Source organism: Pontibacter sp. CAU 1760 (genome assembly GCF_054482735.1).
In genome coordinates this window covers 97,065-117,683 of the sequence record NZ_JBTLRL010000010.1, presented here as the reverse complement: position 1 = coordinate 117,683, position 20,619 = coordinate 97,065, and the positions used below count along the sequence as shown (strand labels likewise).

Genomic DNA, 20,619 nt, shown 5'->3' with positions numbered 1-20,619 from the left:
TTAATTGTTATCTAAATTTACAAAATAACGTATTTTATAGCAAATTATAAGTATTAAGAGATATTTATTTAATTTTTTTCAATAAAGTGAAATAAATAAAGTTTATGAATTTTAATAATTGATTTAGAATTTAATGGCTCTGTTTTCTTTCTTTTTATTTTCCATAGCTTCTAAATAAACCTGTTCCATTGCCTTCCCAATTTTGTCTAAATTATATTCTTTTAGAACTTTAGCTCTTGCAGCAGCACCTAAACATTTTCTCTTTTCAGGATGTTGAATTAAAAATTTGATAGCCGCTTCTATTTGTTTATAATCCAAAGGATCTATCAAAACACCAGCATCTTCTGATAGCATTTCTTGCATACCACCTTTGTCACTACCAATTACTGCTGCACCTGAACTCATAGCTTCGAGACATACATAAGGAAAGTTTTCCCAAACACTTGGGAAAACACAAATATCTGCATCTGCTAAATAACCAGGAACTTCATCTAGATTTATAGTGCCAACAAATTTAATATTTTCGAAGCGTTGTAATTTGACTTTTAAATAAGATTCCATTGTGATACCCTCTAATGGAGAAGGACCATCACTACCTATAAAAATAAAATTTGCTTCATAATGAGCCTTTATAACTCCTGGTATAGCTTTAGCAAGGTTGATAATTCCCTTGTGAATGTTTAACTTACCTATAAATAGTATATTAATGCCCTTTTTATATTTTCGATTTATAGGTATTGATAGTGTCGTTTCTGAGGGTTTATAAGGATTAGGTACTACTTTGATTTTATTATGAGGTATGGCCCAGTCATTCACTATGATTTTTTTTAAAGAAATTGAAGGACTAAGGATTAAATCTGCTTTTGCTGTAAACTTATAATCTTCATCTCTACTCAGATCAGGTTTACCCCAAGGTCTCCAAATACCTCGTTTAAAGTTGCCGAGAAAGAATCTAATTTTTTTTAAAACAGGGGTGTAAAAATTTAAAAGTTTGATTATTAAATATGTGGGAGTATGTAATTTTATTATTAGTGGCAGATGGGGTAAACTACTATTAATCAGAGCTCCATCAGCATTGATTTCAGCACATTCAAAAACATCAAATTTTACAAGTCTGTTTCTTTCCTTAAACTTTTCAACCACATTAAATTGAAACTCACGGGGGTTTGAACACAAAACCCTATGAGTAAGAATATCATTATAAGTTTCTGAACAACTTCTGGTTGAACTGCCTGAAAATATTTCAACATGGTGCCCTAAGTGCGACATTGCAGTTGCGATTTGACCTATGTAAGTTGCTATACCACCCTTACCTATATCAGGGGTATATTCATAACTAACAAAAGCAATTTTGAGCTTTGGCATTACTTTATTGCTTTATGAATTCTATTTATAATTCTTTCAATAAATTTATAATTTTTGCTCTTGGTCATTATGTTTACCTGGGAATTCGTCCAAGTCTGCCAATCATGATTTAGTTTGATGCCAAACTTTAACTCTATATGTTCAAAGCTCTTCATCAGCTTTTGAGAATTGTACCGTTGTAAAACAGCATCTTTGTCAGTCCTATTAGGTAGATATTTATGATCGTGAACAAAAGTAATTGATTCTATAATAGATATGTTCAAACTTCGACCTTTCATTATACAACGTATCCCCATCTCGTAATCTTCGAAAGCGAACAAATTGGCATCAAAATTACCTATCTCTTCAAAAAAGGACTTTTTAACAACAGAAGCTCCAGAAGGAAACCAATTTAAAGTAGCTTCTTTATCTGTTTGTTGATGGTTACTCTCTGTATCATAAACCTGGTTACCTTCAAGATGAAATGGTAAGAAGTTAGCATATTCGTTCTCATGAACATTGAAGAGCTTGGGCAGGAAGATTTCTGTTTGTGGCTTTGAAGCTATTGCACTTGATAGAAGTTCTGGCCAATTCTCTGGTTTTACTGTAATATCATTATCTGCAAAAACTAACCACGGTTCAGTAACCTTGTTAATCAAAAAGTTTCTACCTCTGGCAGGCCCTAGATTTTCGCCTGCATCAAAGAACACAACTTTATCAACATTATGAAACCTGCTTTTTAATTTTAGGAAAGATTGTTCATCAGAACCATTATTTAAAACATATATCTTTACAGGACCAGGTACATAAGAAAAACTCTCAATACATTCTATCGTTTGTTCTAGCTTTTGATAAAAAAGAATGCATACAGCAAATGTGTGGGTCATGGTCATTTATATTTTTTGTTACGGTAATTGTTTAGCCAAAATCTATAGCTGTTTTTCAATTTTCCTCCACTCCATACTCGAGAAGCTATACTACCTAAATAAAAAATATCGTATATTGAAAGCGAAAGCTTAAGTTCACGCATCTCATTGAATACGAAGAACTGAGTATCTTTTTCAAAATTATAATGCTCGCTGTAAATCAGTATATCACTTTCAAATGCGGGCTTCTTTTTTAAAGTGCAGAATAAATTAAGCAAAGCCTCTAACTTATTAAAACTATAATCAGAATAGTTATTGGATATATTCAGTTTACTCTGTCTGATAAAAACTTCCCCTTTACAAGTTGTTCTAATCCCTGCTTTTTGTCCAAAAAGGTACCAGGCAGCATCATCACTGCCCCATGCTAGCGGTAATTCTGGAAACCCCCCGGTTTTAACAAATGTCTTTCTGCTAAAGACATACTCCGCAAGTGTTGATGTTCTGTTATAATTTATTTTCTCCATAAGAGAGACAAAAGCTGCTTCTACTTCAGGAAAAGGAGGATTTTTCTTTATAACGTGCCCCTTTTCATTGACTAAAGTTGAATTGAAGCGTATTAATTCATGTCGTGAGTTCTTCAATATTTCTTCCAGTACTCCCTCTACACATCTTTCATTCACATAGTCGTCGTCAGGCAGAAGCCATATCCATGGTTCATTATTTGTTAGCGCAATGCAACGTTGCCAGGCTTTAACTAAAGACGTGCTGCCTAAGTTTTTGTCGAAATAAACGTAGGTCAGATCCAATTCAGATTCAAAGCTCTTTACGATGTCATCTATTTCACTATCGCCCCCATCATTTCCAATATATACTTTAAAGCTTTTACAGGTTTGAGCAGCCAAGGAGCTCAAAGTGTCTGTAATGTATTTTGCCTTATAAGCAGGTATAACTATTGCGAGCGTGTGCTGGTTAGCCTTCAATATTTTGGGATTGTAGAATTGCCTGTAAGTTTATTTGTCCATGACCCTGAAGCGGATGTAGTCCTTTGATAATACACCTCGTCGGCCGATAGTTTTTGAGGGTCTACGTACCATGACAAGTGCTGCGCAACATAAGGATATCCCGTTCTTAGTGCTTTTAGCTCTGAACCACCTTTAGTGCCAGGTCTGTAAAGTGCGAAGGTAGTATCTATGGGCGCTTCAAAAATATTCTTGTCTATTTCGTGTTCCCAAAATTTATGCTCCCAGCTAATTACATTCTCCTTTAAGGGGTAGTGGTCTGGGATAGAGTTTAACTCCAAGCCAAAGCCAACTTTATCATAAGCCTTGAATTTAGCCAGCACTGCCTTAAAATGCGTTAACACTGTAACCGGGCATTCGTGTATGGGTAGCAAATCAGCATCGGAGTACACGTAATAGTTATCTGAAAAACGGGTAAACACTATTGTTTGCCATAGCGCCAAAAACCCGACATTTTTGTTTAACCTGTAAACCGTATGCGGTGTACTTTTATAGTAATCTAACAGCGGGGGGTAGGTGGAATTGTTGTCTAGGATAAACAGATTTTTGTATCCCGCTGATTCAAGCCACGCCACCATTTTCTGAAGATACTCGAGCCTGTTGTAATTATTCAAAATGATGGGAATTTCAAAGGGATCGCACTCCGCTGACTTAAATATTCTTTTAAATTTAGTTACAGCCCTAAATCTTAAGTTATCAAAGAAGCCAAACGATGCGTTGATATTAATAATTGGCATAGAAAGCTTAAAGTGGCGATAAAAACAGTTTTGTAAAAAGCGATAGGTTGATTCTGTTAAAATGAAGTTGCCTGGCCAGGAGTAAATTCTTAAATGCCTTTTTACACTCAGTCTTATATCCTTTTAAGTATAGTGTGTTAAGGTATTTAAGGTACCAGTAGTTTCTTACTTTATCTGTATCTAAAAAAGACATGTCCCAGTTTTGAGACGTATACTTATTTTGATGGGGCAACTGCTTAATGCAGCCTAACAGCGCTGTCGAAAAGTTTAACTGCATTGCTAAATTAATCCAGATGTCGTTTTGCTCATACCAGAATTTTTCAAATCCTTCTCCTACACTCTTCGATGATTTATGCAGCCTGAAGTTTACCAGTAGCTTTTCGGTAATTCCCACTGTATCTATACCAAACCTGCACAAATACCTAAACCATAGCTCATTATCAAACACATAGCGCAACGACTCGTTTACCCCGTTCAGGCTATTGATCGCATGCATCCTGTAAAATGTACCAGGCTGGTTCATGGCATAGTTTAAGATGGTGTCTGTGGTGGTAGCCCTTAAGCCCATTCTGTAAGTATGGCTAGTCGTCTTATCTTCATCATAAAAACAATGGGTATAGCCACAGCATACATTCTTATCGGGGTTATTCAAAAAGAACTCTCCAATTGCATGCAACGCTCCCGGCTCCAGGTAATCATCGCTGTTTATCCAGTTAAATACATCGCCGGTTGCCAATGCTATACCCTTATTGATAGCATGAGCCTGGCCCCTGTCTGGCTCGCTTACCCAATGTGTAATGGCGTATTCAAATTTCTTAATAACGTTAACCGTGTTGTCTGTACTACCGCCATCAATAATTATCAACTCCAAATTAGGGTAACCCTGCTCAAGTATAGAATTGATGGTTTCCTCAAGATAATGCCCTTGGTTGTAACTTGGGGTAATAATGGAAATTTTAGGTAAAATAGACATTGTTTTGTAAGAAGATACAATCAAATGATTAACGGTTAAATTCTGATTTCTTCGTTATCAGGTATAAAGAAAAGTTAGCCCATGACTGGTAAAAAGCCCAAAATACTGAAAGAAACAATCCTAAAAGCCCATCTTTATAGCCCTTGAAATGGATAAAAGATTTTTGAAACTCTTTTAGCGGAGATATAATTAACTGTTTAAAAGAAATTCGTTTACCTAAATTATATCTATCCCTGCCTTCATTTTTCAAATACCGCATGTGCTTTTTGAAAAATATACTATAAGTAGGCATCCAATCATGGTGTAAAATATTATCGCTCTCTAAGTCGATCTCGTAAGATTCAAAACCACTGTTCAAATACCTACCGTAATGTGCAATAGGTTCAATACTGAATCTATTTCTATTGACTAAGATGTACTTTTTATTGTTACCCCAAACAGTTCCCTCAAGAATTTTGCCATTGAAATAAAATCTCCATGGCACCATAACTGCACCAACTTTTGGGTCGTTAGATATTTGTGGATACAATGAAATTAGTTGAGAAGCTAAACTAGAGTCAATGTATTCATCAGGATCAATAAAAATAACCCAATCGTGCTTTGCCTTTCGAATCATTAAAGATTGTGCAAACTCACAACCAGGAATAGGATCAGAATCGAGTATGAAATCGGTATATTTTGCAGCTATTGCTTTTGAATTGTCTACAGATTGTATATCTGTATAAATTATCTCATCACAGAAATTAATTGATGATAAACACCTATCTAGAAAGTGAGCTTCATTTTTACCTGTAATAATTGCCGTAATTGGTAACTTTACGCACATACAAAAGCTATTTAAATCTTCTTAGCAACCCAAAGAGAATCAACATTAGATAAAAATCTAAAATTACTGCTTTGCATTACCAAGTTCTTGATTACCCAAGTAGGCCCAAGTTCATCTCTGTCAGAGTAATAATCATGAAAAGCAAGAATGCCACCACTTTTCAATTTTGGAGAAAACAACTCAAAGTCATTTCTGCATCCCTCTATACTATGATCCCCATCTATAAAGATAAAGTCTAACTCGTCGAAATAATTTACAAACTCTTTAGAATACCCCTTTAAAGGTGTGATAGAATTAATAAGGTTGTATTTCCTGATATTGGCTATAAATTGGTTTAAAAGAGATTCTGAACCTATTTTAGCGAGATATTCTTCCTTACTACCTAACTCACCTTCAGCATTAAATGGATCAATTGCGAAAATTCGACTTTTATAAGTTAAACCTAATCCGAGTGCAACTGTGCTTTTACCTTTCCAACTACCTATCTCAACTAGTTTCGATTTTTCGGGTAGTTTTTTAGAAAGTTCAAACAATAATTTGGCTTCACCTTCAGTTAACCAACCTTCAATTGAAGCAATATGATTTCTTACCGTAGAGAAATCTGAACCATATATTCTACGCTTAATATTTCTTAAACTATTAATCATATTATTTCAATTTATATAAACTTATAGTTTGATCCTGTAATGAAGGTATAATTTTAGAGACTTTAAAAGTAAATTTATAAAGAAAATTAATTGGATGCACCAATGAGCAGTAAGTGGTTTGTTGCGATGTAAATTCGCTAAACATTAAGTCAAGGCTTTTGGGTGTGAAATGCCAATAGTGCTGTTCAGGCACCCAGGCATACCAATTAGCTTTTTTGAGCGATGGGAATAAACCTTTATAGTTAGTTTGTGTGAGTAAAACACCGCCACTAGGTTTTAAAATCTTAGACAAATCGCTTATGAACTTCTTAGGATCTGGCATATGCTCTAACACATGCGAAAGTATAACTAAGTCGTACTCTCGTTTTAAGTCCAGGTTCTCGAACATATCATTAAGTACATGCAGCCCCCTTTTGGCGGCTCTGGCAGCTGCAAACTTACTCGGCTCTATTCCGGTGACATTAGAATATCCTTCCTTTTGTAGTTCATTTAGCAGTATCCCTTCACCACAGCCAATTTCAAGCACTTTTATTGATGGTTCAAAATTAGAGTTAATTATGCCAATTTGCTTTTTTAGCAGCACTTTCCAATCATGGGGCAGCTGTTCAAACGTGGTTAACATAGTATCATTGGCATCGTTATCTTTGGAGTGGAAGTCCATTGCCGCATAATCCGGCAACACGGGTGCCGGATAGGTAACTCCTAAAGAACAACCTTTACATCCTAAAATTTTGTAATCATTTGAGTCAATTACAATATTAAACTTTGTAGAATTACAATTTATACATTTAGGATATTGAGTCATGTTAAGTTAATGTTTTTATAGGCTTAGCCGGGTTACCCGCTACTACTATTTTGGGTTTAACATCTTTAGTAACGATAGAGCCTGCACCAATCACGGCTCCATCTCCAATCGTAACACCTTTAAGTACAGTGGCATTCGACGAAATCCAAACGTTTTTACCAATCCTAACAGCCTTATAGGGTGCTTGCCGAATGTCACTTTGAAATTTTCTATCTACATCATTCAAACAATGGAAATCAGTATCATAAATATTTGAATTAGCTCCTAAACCACTGTCATCTCCGATAAAGATTCCTTCAACAGCACAAAGCGTAGACCCAGATATTCCCACTGCACCAATCTCAATGATAGCGTTCTCAGCTAGTGTTGCTATAATGACTGGGTGATTAATTCCTGCAATGTTATATTTCGATTTAGAAACTAGGGTTACACCTTTATGTAGAATGATCTTAGAACCTTTAGCTTTTTGAATGATTGGCCATCCCATTAGCTTAACGTAACCCAATTTCGTATCTACACCGTGAAATTTTAAATAAATATAGTCTACAACTATACTTGGATTTAATATAAATTTAAATAATTCCCTTGAATGGAAACTAACTTTATGTATCAAATTCATAGCAATCAGTATCAAGAATGAACTTGCGAATCCCAATTCAAAATTGGAAAAATACTGCCAGGGTGATTATTTTCGTTTAATATAGAATGGTAAATAGAGTTACTTGTATCCAATACTACCTTAAACTGAATTACCGGATTATCAATTTTAATTAACGACTCCACACAGTGAATTGAAAAATGTGGTTTTATGGAATAGGTGCCTTCGTTAAGCAAATTACCAGCTATATTACAAGTAAATGTTTGATGTACTTCCTTTTCTAAGGTTGATACATTGTAAGAATCGATTTGATGGGTCCTGAAAACTACCTCGTTATCCTTGATTAAGTCGAATCCAATTTTTACATTCTCTATCCTCATTTTCGAAAACACTTCCATTTCAACAAGAACTGGTTCAGATGACAGAAAACTCTGTTTGGAAAATCTATCTTTATTTAAAACTTTAATGCTTTTCAGATCAACCTTACTTGAATTGTTAACGCTATTGGTCCAGGTTGAAGTAAGGTTGCCTAAAAACTGATTCTCATAGATCGCAATAGTATCGTTTATAGACCCATTATAGGTTATTAAGCCATTATGCATCAATATGCCATGCGTAGACAGATTTTTGAGACTTGCTAAATTATGGCTTACAAACAAAACCGTTCTGCCGTAGTTACCACTAATATCTTTAAGCTTTCCTAAACATTTCTTTTGAAAATCAATGTCCCCGACAGCCAGTACCTCGTCCACAATTAATATTTCTGGCTCTAAATGTGCCGCTACTGCAAATGCAAGCCTCACATACATCCCAGACGAGTATCGCTTAACCGGTGTATCTATATATCTTTCAACACCAGCGAAGTCTACAATCTCATCAAATTTATTTTTTATTTCGTTACGGGTCATCCCCAAGATGGCACCGTTTAGGTAAATGTTATCCCGGCCGCTTAATTCCGGATGAAAGCCCGTTCCTACTTCGAGTAAACTCGCTACCCTACCTTTGATTTTAATTGACCCGGTTGTCGGAGTTGTTGTTCGGCTTAACAGTTTTAACAACGTTGATTTCCCTGCACCGTTTCTGCCAACTATTCCTAAAATTTCGCCTTGTTTTACGTCAAAATTAATATCTTTTAATGCCCAAACATAGTCGCTATTTCCAATCTGTTCTCTATTATTTTCTTCCCCAACCTTTAAGTACGGGTCTTCTTTACCTCGAACTTTATGCCACCAACGATTAATATCATGAGACAATGACCCTGTACCAACTTCACCCAAACGATATTGCTTGGAAATATTTTCGACTTGTATTACTATGTCAGACATAAATTATATACACTTATATAGAATAAGCGTTTGAAACACTTTGTTGAATTAGATTAATACTAAGGTTTTTAAGTAAGCTAACTTAATAACTTGATTGTCTGAAATTAAAAAAGATGAACACTGAATCTGAAGAACAGATTATACCGTGTCCATAAAAGACTTCTCCACTTTATTGAAAGTAATTAAGCCAAAGAGCAGAACTACAAAAATAAATGCAGCACTATAACCTAGCCACGAAATAGAGAATGCCCCCTGTTGAAATAAAGCATATCTAAATCCCTCTATTATCGGAGTTAAAGGATTCCAAGCGATAAGTCCACCGTAACTTTTATCATTCAAATAAGACAAGGGATAAATAACTGGAGATGCATACATTAATAATTGCACTGCAAAGCCTATTAAAACAGTAAAATCTCTGTACTTTGTTGTTAATGAAGAAATGATAATCCCTAATCCTAATCCCAGGAGTGCCATCATAACAACTAATACTGGTATCAACAACCAACTAAGGCCTACATGAATTTCGTTTCCTTGCACAAAATAGTACCCCATCACTACAAGCAATAAGAGAAACTGTATAAAGAATTTAATAATATTGGAGAGCACAATTGACAATGGTAATACCAAACGAGGAAAGTAAACCTTCCCAAATATATTAGCATTAGATACAAAAGTGTTTGAGGTTGCTGTAAGGCAATTTGAAAAGTAATTCCAAATAGTTATACCACTCATATAGAATAGAATTGGTATAACGCCATCTGTAGGAATATTAGCAATTTTATTAAAAACAATCAAGAATATTACTGTAGTGAATAACGGTTGAATGAAATGCCATAATGGTCCAAGAATTGTTTGCTTATACTGAGCTATGAAATCCCTTTTTACAAATAATAATAAAAGATCTCTATATCTCCAAACCTCCTTCAAATTTAAATTTAATAAAGAAGACTTGGGTTGTATAATTAAGTCCCAATCTTTATCATCAGCTATTTTTATGTTCATCCTTTATAAATATATTAAGCTTGAAATTTGTTAAAGAAACTATTCCACCATTTATTTTGATGTAATGCGTCTTCGGCATAATAGCCATAGCCATAGCCATAACCATAGCCATAACCATAACCATAACCATAATTTAATTTTGAATAGTCAACATCATTAAATAAAATAGCTGTATTATGAATTTTTCCAGATTCATACTGCTGCTGAATACTGGTTAGAAAAGCTCTTTGTGAATAACCTTGCCTGACCATAAATATATTAGCGTCAGCCACCTGCATCAATTCCAAGCCATCAGACAGAATCCCAACAGGTGGTGTATCTACAATAATATTATCAAATTGAACACGAAGTTTAGAAATAAGGTCTCCCATACGTTTACTGAGTAGTAACTCGGATGGATTGGGAGGTATATCGCCCGAAGGTAATATATTAAGATGATCTTGTAAGGTGTTATGTATGACTTCGTCTAAATTTGCATGCCCAGCAAGATAGTTGCTTAATCCTATACTGCTGTTCACGCCAAAATCAACATTACTATTTGGTTTGCGCATATCGGCATTAATGAGCAAGGTGCGTTCCCCTGATATGGCTAAAATGTAAGCCAGGTTTTTAGCAGAAAAGGTTTTCCCTTCGCCACTAATGGACGAAGTGACCACATAGATTTTACCAACTCCTTGTGCTTTGTTGCTAATCATAAAACGCAAATTTGCCCTAACAGTCCGGAAAGCCTCAGACATTGCCGATCGGGAACTCTGATCAATCAAATTCTTATCGTCACTTTTGTTGTGCCCTACCATTCCAAGCAGGGGCAGAGTTGTCAACTGCTTGATATCATCTGTAGTCGTTATTTTATTATTCAGAAAGTCACGCAGAAAAATAAAGCCAATAGGCAAACCTAAGCTTAGGAGAATGGCTATAAGGTAATTTTTTGTGTTTGTTGGGGTAACCTGATTTCCAACATATGCCTCTGTCAGGATGGTGACGCTTGATGTATTTGCTGCCTTCGCTATACCAGCCTCCGCCTTTTTTTCCATCAAAAGCACGTAAAGGCTTTCGCTAAGCGTATAGAGCCGATTAATGTTAACGAGTTGACGTTCAGCTGCAGGTATGCCTTTCAGCAAACTGGTTTCTTTGGCAATCCGATTATTAAGATCCTTTAGCGCAATCTGGTTGGCAGCTTTTATATTGGCAAGGTTCTCTTGCAGACTTTGCTTTAATTCACGAAGTTGTTGTCGCCTTTCGTTCAGTTGGTGCTGCAGCAAGGGATTATTGCGCATTTGATTTTGCTCCATCACCCGTATTTCTCCTTGTAAGGTTACTAATTTACTGATGAGTGAGTTTAAGATGGGGTCCTCAATGCCAAAATTTGAGGGAATCACAACATCTCCTCCCTCTGCTCCTCCTGCAAGGTAATTTTGTAGATACTTATAATATTGCTCGTTTAGTAGCAGAATGGCCTTTTGCTGTTCATAGTTTTGTAATAGCTCGGCTACCTTGCCACCTTCTCCGCTAATATCAACAGAGGTATTGGCACGCTTAAATGACTCTAATCTACTCTCTATTAACTGCAATGAATCGCTGATTTGCTGCAATTGCTCGTTTATAAAGTTTAAAGTATTGATCGCATTTATATTTTTCGTGTCCAGGTTAAATTGCCGATAAGTCAGCATGTGTTGGTTAAGGAAATCAATTTCCTTGTCAGGCGTGGCACTGATTAACTTTAATTGTAGTACCGAGGCTCCCTGAACGCCAGGAGTTACGTTAAGAGCCGCAGCATAATGCCCTGCTAATGCATTTAAGTCGTTTATTTTAAATAAATGATTGTTGTCATCAAGTTTAGGCAGCGCTTCTTTAAGGTCAATTTTAAAAGAAAAGCCGTTTTGTGTATAAGTCTTTCCGAAGGTAAATTTTTTCTCTCCTAAAATTTGGCTCCAATAAGGGTTATCTGTTGTTAAGGTATAGTTCTTTTCTGTTAAGGCGATCCCAAATAGAATATGATAGGGTATATTAGCAGAGGCTGTATCAATACTGATTTGGTAAGGCGCCCCATAGTTATAAACTTCTGTCAGTTTAATGTCTCCTTGCCGGTAATAAGAAATTTGAAAGCTCAGCTTTTGAAGTGTTTCATATGCCAGAGCTTTTGTCTTCAGAATGATGGACTCATTGGTAAGGTTATTTGAATTACTGAAAAGGTCTTCGCCATATAACAATGCTGTAGCAGAAGAAGCTTCGTTTGCCGCTTCGCTTAACATTACTGAAGAGTTGACTTCATATTGCGGAACAGTATACCGATTAACGACATAAGCACCAACCAAACCAATAAATAAACTACCTAAAAGGAGCCACCAGTTTGATAAAATTTTCCCTATGAGTTTAGGTATATCCAAACCTTGTTCTTGTTTCTTTTCCAATTTATTTATTGATGTCGCGTTGGCCATGTGCATCCTATTGAATAAATCGGGTAATTAAGGTCGCTAACAGCGTAACAACAGATAATGTGAGCGTCACATTTGCTATCAGATTCTCCCTGATATTCTTCGCCGGCAAAGGGTCTACTACAATCATGTCATTTGGCTGCAGGTAATAGTTTGAACTGGCCAGTACCTGATCATCCAGCAAACTGAATTTATATAACCGCGCCACACCGTTTTCATAACGGATCAACTTGATCTGGCTACGATCTGAGTAGGGGCTGAATCCACCGGCAGAGGCAATGGCTTCCATCGCGTTAATATTGTCCTGGTACGTGGTATATTGTCCCTGTCCCGCTACCTCCCCCATGACGGTATAGCGAAAGGTTAAGAGGCGTAGGTTTACGGTTGGGTCAGAGAGGAAGGGCGCCAGGGCTTCCGTTACTTTGATGCGCGCTTCGGGCATGGTGAGGCCAGTCAGATTAACTTTGCCAACGGCAGGTATTAGGATGTTTCCATTTACGTCCAGGGTATAACCGCTCAGCACAGGGTCTTCGGAGCCGGCCACGGCGGCGGGGGTATTCAGAAAATTGTATTCCGTGGGAGTGGTGGTCTGGACGCGCAGCGACAGCACATCACCCGGCTTTAGGGTATAAGGCTGTTGCTTCAGGTTAAAGCTGCGCAGCAACTCATCGGCGTTCCCCTGGTTGTCCACCGAGGGGTTCTCCTGCAATAAGATGATGCGCTTTTGCGGCACACAACCTGCTAGCCACACCAGGGCAACTAAAAGGTAAAAAGCAATAAGGGTGTTGCGCATGTAACGTGTTGTTCTCTTCTATCTTGTAAGCAGGTTTTCTGCGCCTGCCGTATAATCCTAAATGGCGAATTTAACGATTTATTGCTTTATCTGCTGCAATTGGACCAAAATCATTGGGTTTATCCCCTAAAAAGCAACCTGCACGCCGTTTGAAATGGCGTAAACGAAGTTGGTGACCGGCACGATAGGCCTGTCCTCGTAAACGCAATTGAAGTTGGTACGCAAACTAAACCGACTGGTTAACTTTACCTGCAAGGTGATGTCGCCGCTCACCCGGTTTCGGAAGCGCTGGATCGCATCGGCGTAGCCGGTCTGGTAATAGACGATGGCATCGGTACTCACCTGCTCGGTCAGCTTCGTTTTAAGGCTCAGGTAATTGGTCGACTTGATCAAATCAGAGACAATAACGCCTGCCTCCTCATCCGGGCTATCCCATGCCTCGTGCTCGTGCATCAGGCCAACGCCCAAAAACATGACAGATTGTTTGGTGCGAAGCAAACGGTAGCGCAGCCCACCCCCTGCCAGTGTGCGTAGATCTAACCCGCGGGCCTTGTCTGCCTGCCCCTGTGCAAATAACTCATAAGACAAGGGGCGCCTGTACCATAAGTTGGTCCTGACGTGCGAGTAACCGGTGCTGGCGACTGTGTTCCGTTGCTCTTTGGAGTCGTAGTTCACGAGCAGGTAATTGTAGTAGTTGATCCATAAATAGCTGTGCTGTTTTGAGATATAAGCCACGTTGCCATCGAAGGTGAGTTGCAGGTAATTATTGGGGTTATTCTTGCCGGCATTGCGGTTGAACATCGAGAAGTTAAGCCCCGCCTTGCCAGTGAAGTAATCCGCTGAGTCTTTCTGCACCCGGGAATGCTCGATGTTCAGGATCTGGGCATCGACTGACTTGGATAAAAATACAAGGCACAAAATGAAACCGAGGGGAAGAGCACTATGGGCACAAAAGTTTGCTGTAGATCGGAAATTTGAAAGAAAAGCCATACTATAATCTTTGATTTTGCTGCCTGCCAGGCAAACATTCCGGCAATTCTAACGCTTATATACCTAACAAGCAAAAGAAGCTCTTGAGGCTATTCCGTCAAATGCTGGCTCCCGGCAGCTTCAAAGGCATGGTATTCAAAAGATTTAGACAGCATGGCACATCCTTCAATCAAACTTATAAAAAGCCTTCGGGAAACGGCATTCCGACTCGAAAAAGGCGAGGCCTATCAGTGGGGGCATATGGGCAGTTGCAACTGCGGCCACCTCGCCCAGACCATTACCCGGTATAGCAAAGGTAAAATCCATGGGGCTGCCATGTGGCGGCATGGAGATTGGCGCGAACAACTCCGGGACTATTGCCCGCAGAGCGGGCTGCCCCTGGATGCGATCATCGACCATATGCTGGCGTACGGGTTTAGCAGGTCTGACCTGGAGCACCTGGAACGGCTCTCCGATCCAGCCATCATTCACCGCCTGCCTAAGCCGCGACAGCCCCTGCGCCACAACCAGCGCGATGATGTGGTGCTTTACCTCCGCACCTGGGCGGCCCTGCTGGAGGAAGAAGTATTGAATAGCATCAAGCTGCCCGACTTAAATCAAAAGATTGCCTTATACCCTTAACAATTGGACATTGCGTCATCAAGCTGTTCCATACGATGCCTACCACTGCAACCCACCCCTAACCCCTCCGGGGAACAAGGCCGTTTCATTCTCTATTTTGATGGCGCAAGTTTTCAAACTTGTGTCTAACAATGATGTCGAGTTTGTAACTCGACTGGGCCAGAGGCCCAATTATCCCTCTCACTCGCGGGACGCGAGCGAGTGAAAGCTTGGAATGAAACAGCCCTGCTCCGGGGAGGGGAATTTCCTGTAGGTGTATTATAAGGCTTAGCGCACCAACCAACTGATATGGGCATTACAAAAGATTTATCCCTGTTTTCCTGATGCCGGGTCCTGGCCTTGTAACTGGGGATAATTTATTAGCTTTGACTTGACACAAAGAACAAAGCAATGCCCACACCAAATGAAATTATTGAGGCCACGGCTGCACATGTGCAAAAATTAATGGCCGGCGAAGGATCCGGGCACGATTGGTGGCATATCTACCGGGTATGGAACAATGCCAAATTAATCGCCTCGCAAGAAAAAGAGGCAAATGTATATGTCATAGAGTTAGCTGCGCTGTTGCATGATATCGGCGATCATAAGTTTCATGGCGGAGATGAAACCGTTGGGCCGCGCATGGCGCGCGAATGGCTTGAAAAACAGGAAGTATCGCCTGAACACATCGGCCATATCTGTGAGATAATCAAGGACTTGTCTTTCAAGGGTGCTCATACCTCCTCCGCCATGCGCACCAAAGAGGGCCAGGTGGTGCAGGATGCGGACCGGCTCGATGCCATCGGTGCCATTGGCATTGCGCGCACCTTTGCCTATGGTGGGCACAAGAACCGCGAAATGTACAACCCCAGCGTTAAACCGGAGTTGCATTCCTCCTTCGAAACCTATAAAGCCAATACCGCCCCCACTATCAATCACTTTTACGAGAAGCTTTTATTGCTTAAAGACCGTATGCATACGCAGGCAGCCCGGGCAATCGCGGCAGCACGCCACCAGTACATGGAGGATTTCCTGCGCCAGTTCTATGCGGAGTGGGAAGGCAAAAAGTAAATGCACGGAAAGGCCGCAGAAAATTTCGGCCGGATACAGGAGCGCCATAGCTCAAATCAAATTCATAGATCAACTAAAGACAAACGTAACCGATGGAAATACCTTTACTCTCAGACATAGTCATCATCTTAGGCCTTGCTGTAGTAGTAATCCTGCTTTTCCAGCGCTTCCGGTTCCCAACCATCCTGGGCTTTCTGGCAACAGGCGTTATCGCGGGCCCGCACGGGCTGAGCCTGATTGCGGCCACGCACGACATCGAGATACTGGCGGAGATCGGTGTGATCCTGCTGCTCTTTATCATTGGTATGGAATTCTCGCTTCGCAGCCTGGCCATGATCAAGCGGACAGTGCTGCTGGGGGGCACCACCCAGGTGCTCGCCACCATTGTGCTGGTCTGGGTGATCATGTTGATCTTCGGGTTCAGCCACGGGGAAGGCGTATTCATGGGCTTTTTGATTGCCCTGAGCAGCACTGCCATCGTATTAAAGCTGCTCCAGGACAAAGGCGATATCAACTCCCCCCAAGGGCGTGTGGTGCTGGGCGTGCTAATTTTCCAGGACATTATTGTGGTGCCGATGATGCTGGTGACGCCGCTCATGGCGGGCGGCTCGGAGAACCTGGGCTCTGCCCTGCTGTGGATGGGCCTGAAAGGTGTTTTTGTGATTGTGTTTGTGCTCATCAGTGCCCGCTACCTGGTGCCGATGCTGCTGTATGCCGTGGCCAAGACCAAAAGCAAGGAACTCTTTATACTATGTGTGGTCGTGATCTGCTTTGCGGTCGCCTGGCTGACTTCAAGCTTGGGTTTATCGCTGGCCTTGGGTGCCTTCATGGCAGGCCTCATTATCTCAGAATCGGAATACAGCCACCAGGCCACCAGTAATATTCTACCCTTCCGCGAGATCTTCACCAGCTTTTTTTTCGTGTCAATTGGCATGCTGCTCAACTTCCAGTTCATGCTGCAGCACCTGCCTATCATACTTTTCTTTACGCTCATCACCATTATCATCAAAGGCGTTGTGGCGACGGTGGCCGCCCGAATGCTGCAGTACCCGCTGCGCATTTCGCTGTTGGTTGGCCTTTCCATCTTCCAGGTGGGTGAGTTTGCCTTCATCCTCTCGAAGGCAGGTATAGACAATGGCCTTCTCTCGCAGGAAACCTACCAGTACTTCCTCTCCGTGTCGTTGCTGACCATGGGAATCACGCCCTTCGTGATTGAGTATTACCAGAAAATCTCGAATGTGATAGGCGCCCCGTTTTTCTCGTCCAAAGAACCCATGCCTTTCAACCATACCTCCCTGAACGAACACGGTGACCTGCCCCCACTCGATGACCATATTGTTATCATCGGATTCGGTATAAATGGGCGAAATGTGGCGAAAGCAGCCCGACATGCCAAAATACCCTATGTGATTGTGGAGTTGAATGCCGTGACGGTGAAGCATGAGCGGAAGTCAGGCGAGCCGATTATATATGGTGATGCCGTGCACCCGATGATTCTGGCGCACATCAACATCACCCATGCCCGGGTAGTGGTGATTGCCATTTCAGACCCCGAGGCGACCCGGCGCATCATCGCCTCTATTCGCGAAATTTCCGACAAGGTGCACATTATCGTGCGCACGCGCTTTGTGCAGGAGATGGAGGAGAATTATAAAATCGGGGCTGATGAGGTGATTCCGGAGGAGTTTGAGACCTCCATCGAGATTTTTACCCGTGTGCTCAATAAATACCTGATGCCACGCGATGAGATAGAGAACTTCACCCAGATGATCCGCTCCGACAATTACGACATGCTCCGAAGCATGTCGGCGCGGCAATCGCATATGCCCGCTACCATCGACCTGGAATTGCCGGATATAGAAGTATCCAGCTTGCGGATTTATACCAAACACCCGGAGTTGGTAGGCAAACCACTGCTGGAATCAGGTATACGGCAGAAGTTTTCCGTTACGATCGTCGCCATTAAACGTGGCGGCCAAACGCTGCTCAATATCAACGCCAACACCTATTTGGAGACGGGGGATATTATTTATGTGATAGGCAGACCAAGCGAGGTGATGCGCTTCAACAACTACCTCAAATCGGACTGATTACCCGTCTCATTATGAGTTGTTTGCAACAGTCTTGGCATTAAAGATTCCCGAGTATTTCCTCTACCTGCTGCTGCACCGGGCTGTATCCGGCTTTCGGGTTTCGGATGCCGCCTTCGGCCCAACCACGCCACAGCAGCATGTTTGACTTAGGATGTATCAGGTCGATGATCAGGGTACCTTGCTTAAACAGGTCTACGCTGCGATAGCCGGGCATGTCCACGTGGCCATATTTATACCGATAGCCTGCCATGTAGCCATAGCTGTACCCAAAGCCCTGTGCGGGTTTCGCTTTTTGCTCCTGCTCTTCTGATACCGAAACGCTGACATCATAGGCGACCAACACATCCGGCTGCTGCTCCACTTTGCGGTAACCCTGCTCCTGCAGCTCGGCTTCCACTGCCTTCCGGATGTTTTCGTTCAGCTTGGTGGAATAAGGCTTCACAAAGTCTGCAGTCGCTACCGGGGCCGGTTGGTACCAGGCATAGGTTTTATAAGCGCTGGGTGTGGCATAAGGCGCCTTAATGGCGGTGGCCTGCATCACACTGGAAGCCGCCACACAACCAACCATGGTTAACAGGCTCATTGTGAAACCGGTATAATATAGGAAAGCTGATTTTTTTTTGGATATAGCCATAGTTTCTGTTGATGTTCGATGTAGCTGTTGCCATGCCCAACATAGGGTGCTGATACTGAAATGCCTCCTACATGGCCGTTACTCCTGCAAATGTAGAAAGCCTGTTATCACCCCGCAAGCCCATGCCACATCAAAACCCCGCCAGATGTTACCGGGGGTAGCCTAAGGTAAAATAAAATTATATGACACACCTAATAACTACCTATCAATCAAATAAATAAGCTTTAGCCATTTTTCCGGTTGGGGAACAGCGTTTTTTTGTAGGGCTGCGCGGCCATGCCTCCATACCTGGTACAAAAACTGGCTGAACGCGCTGATGAACTTCGGAATGTAGCACTTGCCAGCATCACAACTTATGGCAACCTGCCGCTTGGCGACACCCGGTATAACGATTCTTTTTCATCAACTGCCCCTGGTAGAGCCGGGTGTGATCACCAACGAGCACAAGTACCGGCATTCTGGCTGCCTTGCCACCGGCTGTATCGTCGGCAACCGATATGACTTTGTGGACGACAACCCGCTCATGCTAAAGCAGCATAGCGACTACGTGGATGCCACAGCCCTCATCCGCTCAACTTCAAAAGTAACAGCTCTCAACAGCGCCACCGAGATTGGCTTAACCGGTCAGGTGGTCTTTGTGTGAGGAGCGGCTTTACAACGTTTGTGCCGGAATTTACGTGTATGGGATGAACTCAATTTTCTAAATATAATTAAAAATCTATGGCTGATATATCGACACATGTACCATCCGCTCCACCTGAATGGGTCAAACGCTTTGCGCAGGTAGGCTTAAGCGCGAAAGGAGTAGTCTACTGCCTTGTAGGAATTATTGCATTTATGGCCGCCTTTGAGATAGACGGAAAATCAACTCAGAAAGCGGGTAAATCAGGCATTTTCCAGACGATACTGGAGCAACCTTTTGGAAAGTGGCTCTTGGGGGCAGTAGCCCTGGGCCTTGCTTGTTACACGATCTGGCGTTTTATACAGGCCCTGCAGGACTCAAACAACAAGGGCTCTGATGCGAAGGGTATTGCCAAGCGACTGCGGTATGCTTTCAGCGGCATAGTGTATGCCGGTTTGGCGTTTCTGGCAGCAAAACTGGTGCTCGGCAATGGTGGTGGCAGCAACGGCGACTCAAGGGAAACCCTGGCACGCGAGCTCCTGCAGCAACCCTTCGGCCAGTGGCTCGTCGGCATTGTGGCTGTCATCACCATGTTGACAGGCGTTTATCAAATCTATTACGGCTTATCCGAGAAATACCAGAAAAAGGTCAAAAGCGGTGGCTTTAAAAGTGATATAGAGCAGAAAATGGTGCGGGTCGGTAAAATCGGGTATGTAGCCCGCGGCGTGGTATGGCTCGTGATTGGCTATTTGTTCCTGAAGGCAGCCATGCAGACTAACCCGGAGCAAGCCGGGGGCAGTAGCAGTGCCTTTGCATTCTTGGAAAGTGCCTCGTATGGCTCTTACCTGCTGGGTGCCGTCGCCCTGGGCCTTATCTGCTATGGCGTGTTTATGTTTATGCGCGCTAAATACCAGCCTATTTATACCAATTAAGAATTTGTTATAGCGTCATCTGGCAAGGCCTGTATCTTATGAGGATACAGGCCTTGCTGCATTTACACCATCCCTGAAAATCAAAAAAAGGCAACCAATGTTTACACAACAATATGCACAAATCAGGCAGTGTATTTATATAACTATATCTAATTTTACTTTTCCATTAATCCTGCATATTATCTTTAAAATAAAGTTTTTAAAGGATCACTATTTCCACTTCATCCGCTTAACTTTGAGAAAGCCATGGTAAAATCTGACCTCCAATAACATCTTCTTTATTCATTTTTATTATGCCTCAGCGTTC

The 20,619-nt window shown here is 41.4% G+C and carries 20 protein-coding genes; 5 read left to right on the top strand and 15 right to left on the bottom strand.

What is annotated here, in order from left to right; translation table 11 throughout:
- Positions 1-123: 123 nt before the first annotated feature.
- The 14 genes from ACXYMU_RS14985 to ACXYMU_RS14920 form a co-directional block, all read right to left on the bottom strand.
- Positions 124-1,365 (bottom strand): glycosyltransferase family 4 protein, encoded by a 1,242-nt coding sequence (locus ACXYMU_RS14985; protein ID WP_458987224.1) that lies wholly within the window; start codon positions 1,363-1,365, stop codon positions 124-126.
- Positions 1,365-2,231 carry a glycosyltransferase family 2 protein gene (locus tag ACXYMU_RS14980; protein WP_458987223.1) on the bottom strand — a complete coding sequence of 289 codons (867 nt, stop codon included), beginning with the start codon at positions 2,229-2,231 and terminating at the stop codon, positions 1,365-1,367. The genes ACXYMU_RS14985 and ACXYMU_RS14980 overlap by 1 nt, the downstream gene beginning before the upstream one ends.
- A 2-nt stretch (positions 2,232-2,233) precedes the next feature.
- The gene (locus ACXYMU_RS14975) at positions 2,234-3,190 is read right to left on the bottom strand and encodes a glycosyltransferase family 2 protein (protein WP_458987222.1); all 957 of its coding nucleotides are present in this window, start codon (positions 3,188-3,190) and stop codon (positions 2,234-2,236) included.
- Positions 3,187-3,966 (bottom strand): glycosyltransferase family protein, encoded by a 780-nt coding sequence (locus tag ACXYMU_RS14970; RefSeq protein WP_458987221.1) that lies wholly within the window; start codon positions 3,964-3,966, stop codon positions 3,187-3,189. The genes ACXYMU_RS14975 and ACXYMU_RS14970 overlap by 4 nt, the downstream gene beginning before the upstream one ends.
- A gap of 7 nt (positions 3,967-3,973) precedes the next feature.
- A complete protein-coding gene (locus ACXYMU_RS14965; protein ID WP_458987220.1) occupies positions 3,974-4,939 on the bottom strand; it encodes a glycosyltransferase family 2 protein in 966 nt (321 codons plus the stop codon).
- 28 nt (positions 4,940-4,967) lie between these two features.
- Complete coding sequence (locus ACXYMU_RS14960) at positions 4,968-5,765, bottom strand: glycosyltransferase (protein ID WP_458987219.1); 798 nt, start codon at positions 5,763-5,765, stop codon at positions 4,968-4,970.
- 11 nt (positions 5,766-5,776) lie between these two features.
- Complete coding sequence (locus tag ACXYMU_RS14955) at positions 5,777-6,412, bottom strand: class I SAM-dependent methyltransferase (RefSeq protein WP_458987218.1); 636 nt, start codon at positions 6,410-6,412, stop codon at positions 5,777-5,779.
- 1 nt (position 6,413) lies between these two features.
- Positions 6,414-7,217, bottom strand: a complete 804-nt coding sequence (locus ACXYMU_RS14950) for a class I SAM-dependent methyltransferase (RefSeq protein ID WP_458987217.1) — start codon at positions 7,215-7,217, stop codon at positions 6,414-6,416.
- Between the two features lies 1 nt (position 7,218).
- Positions 7,219-7,836, bottom strand: a complete 618-nt coding sequence (locus tag ACXYMU_RS14945) for an acyltransferase (RefSeq protein WP_458987216.1) — start codon at positions 7,834-7,836, stop codon at positions 7,219-7,221.
- Between the two features lie 11 nt (positions 7,837-7,847).
- Positions 7,848-9,140: an ABC transporter ATP-binding protein gene (locus ACXYMU_RS14940; protein WP_458987215.1), complete on the bottom strand. Its 1,293-nt coding sequence runs from the start codon at positions 9,138-9,140 to the stop codon at positions 7,848-7,850.
- 138 nt (positions 9,141-9,278) lie between these two features.
- Positions 9,279-10,142 (bottom strand): ABC transporter permease, encoded by an 864-nt coding sequence (locus ACXYMU_RS14935; protein WP_458987214.1) that lies wholly within the window; start codon positions 10,140-10,142, stop codon positions 9,279-9,281.
- 14 nt (positions 10,143-10,156) lie between these two features.
- Positions 10,157-12,580 (bottom strand): GumC family protein, encoded by a 2,424-nt coding sequence (locus ACXYMU_RS14930; RefSeq protein WP_458987213.1) that lies wholly within the window; start codon positions 12,578-12,580, stop codon positions 10,157-10,159.
- Positions 12,581-12,587: 7 nt separating this feature from the next.
- Positions 12,588-13,370 carry a polysaccharide biosynthesis/export family protein gene (locus ACXYMU_RS14925; protein WP_458987212.1) on the bottom strand — a complete coding sequence of 261 codons (783 nt, stop codon included), beginning with the start codon at positions 13,368-13,370 and terminating at the stop codon, positions 12,588-12,590.
- Positions 13,371-13,496: 126 nt separating this feature from the next.
- The gene (locus ACXYMU_RS14920) at positions 13,497-14,288 is read right to left on the bottom strand and encodes a DUF481 domain-containing protein (protein WP_458987211.1); all 792 of its coding nucleotides are present in this window, start codon (positions 14,286-14,288) and stop codon (positions 13,497-13,499) included.
- A 225-nt stretch (positions 14,289-14,513) separates the two neighbouring features.
- On the opposite strand from ACXYMU_RS14920, the gene ACXYMU_RS14915 reads away from it, so the two are divergent.
- The 3 genes from ACXYMU_RS14915 to ACXYMU_RS14905 all read left to right on the top strand — a co-directional run bounded on the left by ACXYMU_RS14915 (position 14,514) and on the right by ACXYMU_RS14905 (position 18,121).
- Positions 14,514-14,981: a hypothetical protein gene (locus tag ACXYMU_RS14915; RefSeq protein ID WP_458987210.1), complete on the top strand. Its 468-nt coding sequence runs from the start codon at positions 14,514-14,516 to the stop codon at positions 14,979-14,981.
- A 390-nt stretch (positions 14,982-15,371) separates the two neighbouring features.
- On the top strand, positions 15,372-16,031 hold the full coding sequence (locus tag ACXYMU_RS14910) for an HD domain-containing protein (RefSeq protein ID WP_458987209.1): 660 nt from the start codon (positions 15,372-15,374) through the stop codon (positions 16,029-16,031).
- 92 nt (positions 16,032-16,123) lie between these two features.
- A complete protein-coding gene (locus ACXYMU_RS14905; RefSeq protein WP_458987208.1) occupies positions 16,124-18,121 on the top strand; it encodes a cation:proton antiporter domain-containing protein in 1,998 nt (665 codons plus the stop codon).
- Positions 18,122-18,161: 40 nt separating this feature from the next.
- Here ACXYMU_RS14905 and ACXYMU_RS14900 read toward each other — a convergent pair whose 3' ends face one another.
- Positions 18,162-18,707 (bottom strand): DUF4136 domain-containing protein, encoded by a 546-nt coding sequence (locus ACXYMU_RS14900; RefSeq protein WP_458987207.1) that lies wholly within the window; start codon positions 18,705-18,707, stop codon positions 18,162-18,164.
- 406 nt (positions 18,708-19,113) lie between these two features.
- On the opposite strand from ACXYMU_RS14900, the gene ACXYMU_RS14895 reads away from it, so the two are divergent.
- Positions 19,114-19,401: an acetyl-CoA hydrolase/transferase C-terminal domain-containing protein gene (locus ACXYMU_RS14895; protein WP_458987206.1), complete on the top strand. Its 288-nt coding sequence runs from the start codon at positions 19,114-19,116 to the stop codon at positions 19,399-19,401.
- Between the two features lie 77 nt (positions 19,402-19,478).
- Positions 19,479-20,312 (top strand): DUF1206 domain-containing protein, encoded by an 834-nt coding sequence (locus tag ACXYMU_RS14890; RefSeq protein ID WP_458987205.1) that lies wholly within the window; start codon positions 19,479-19,481, stop codon positions 20,310-20,312.
- Positions 20,313-20,619 lie beyond the last annotated feature (307 nt).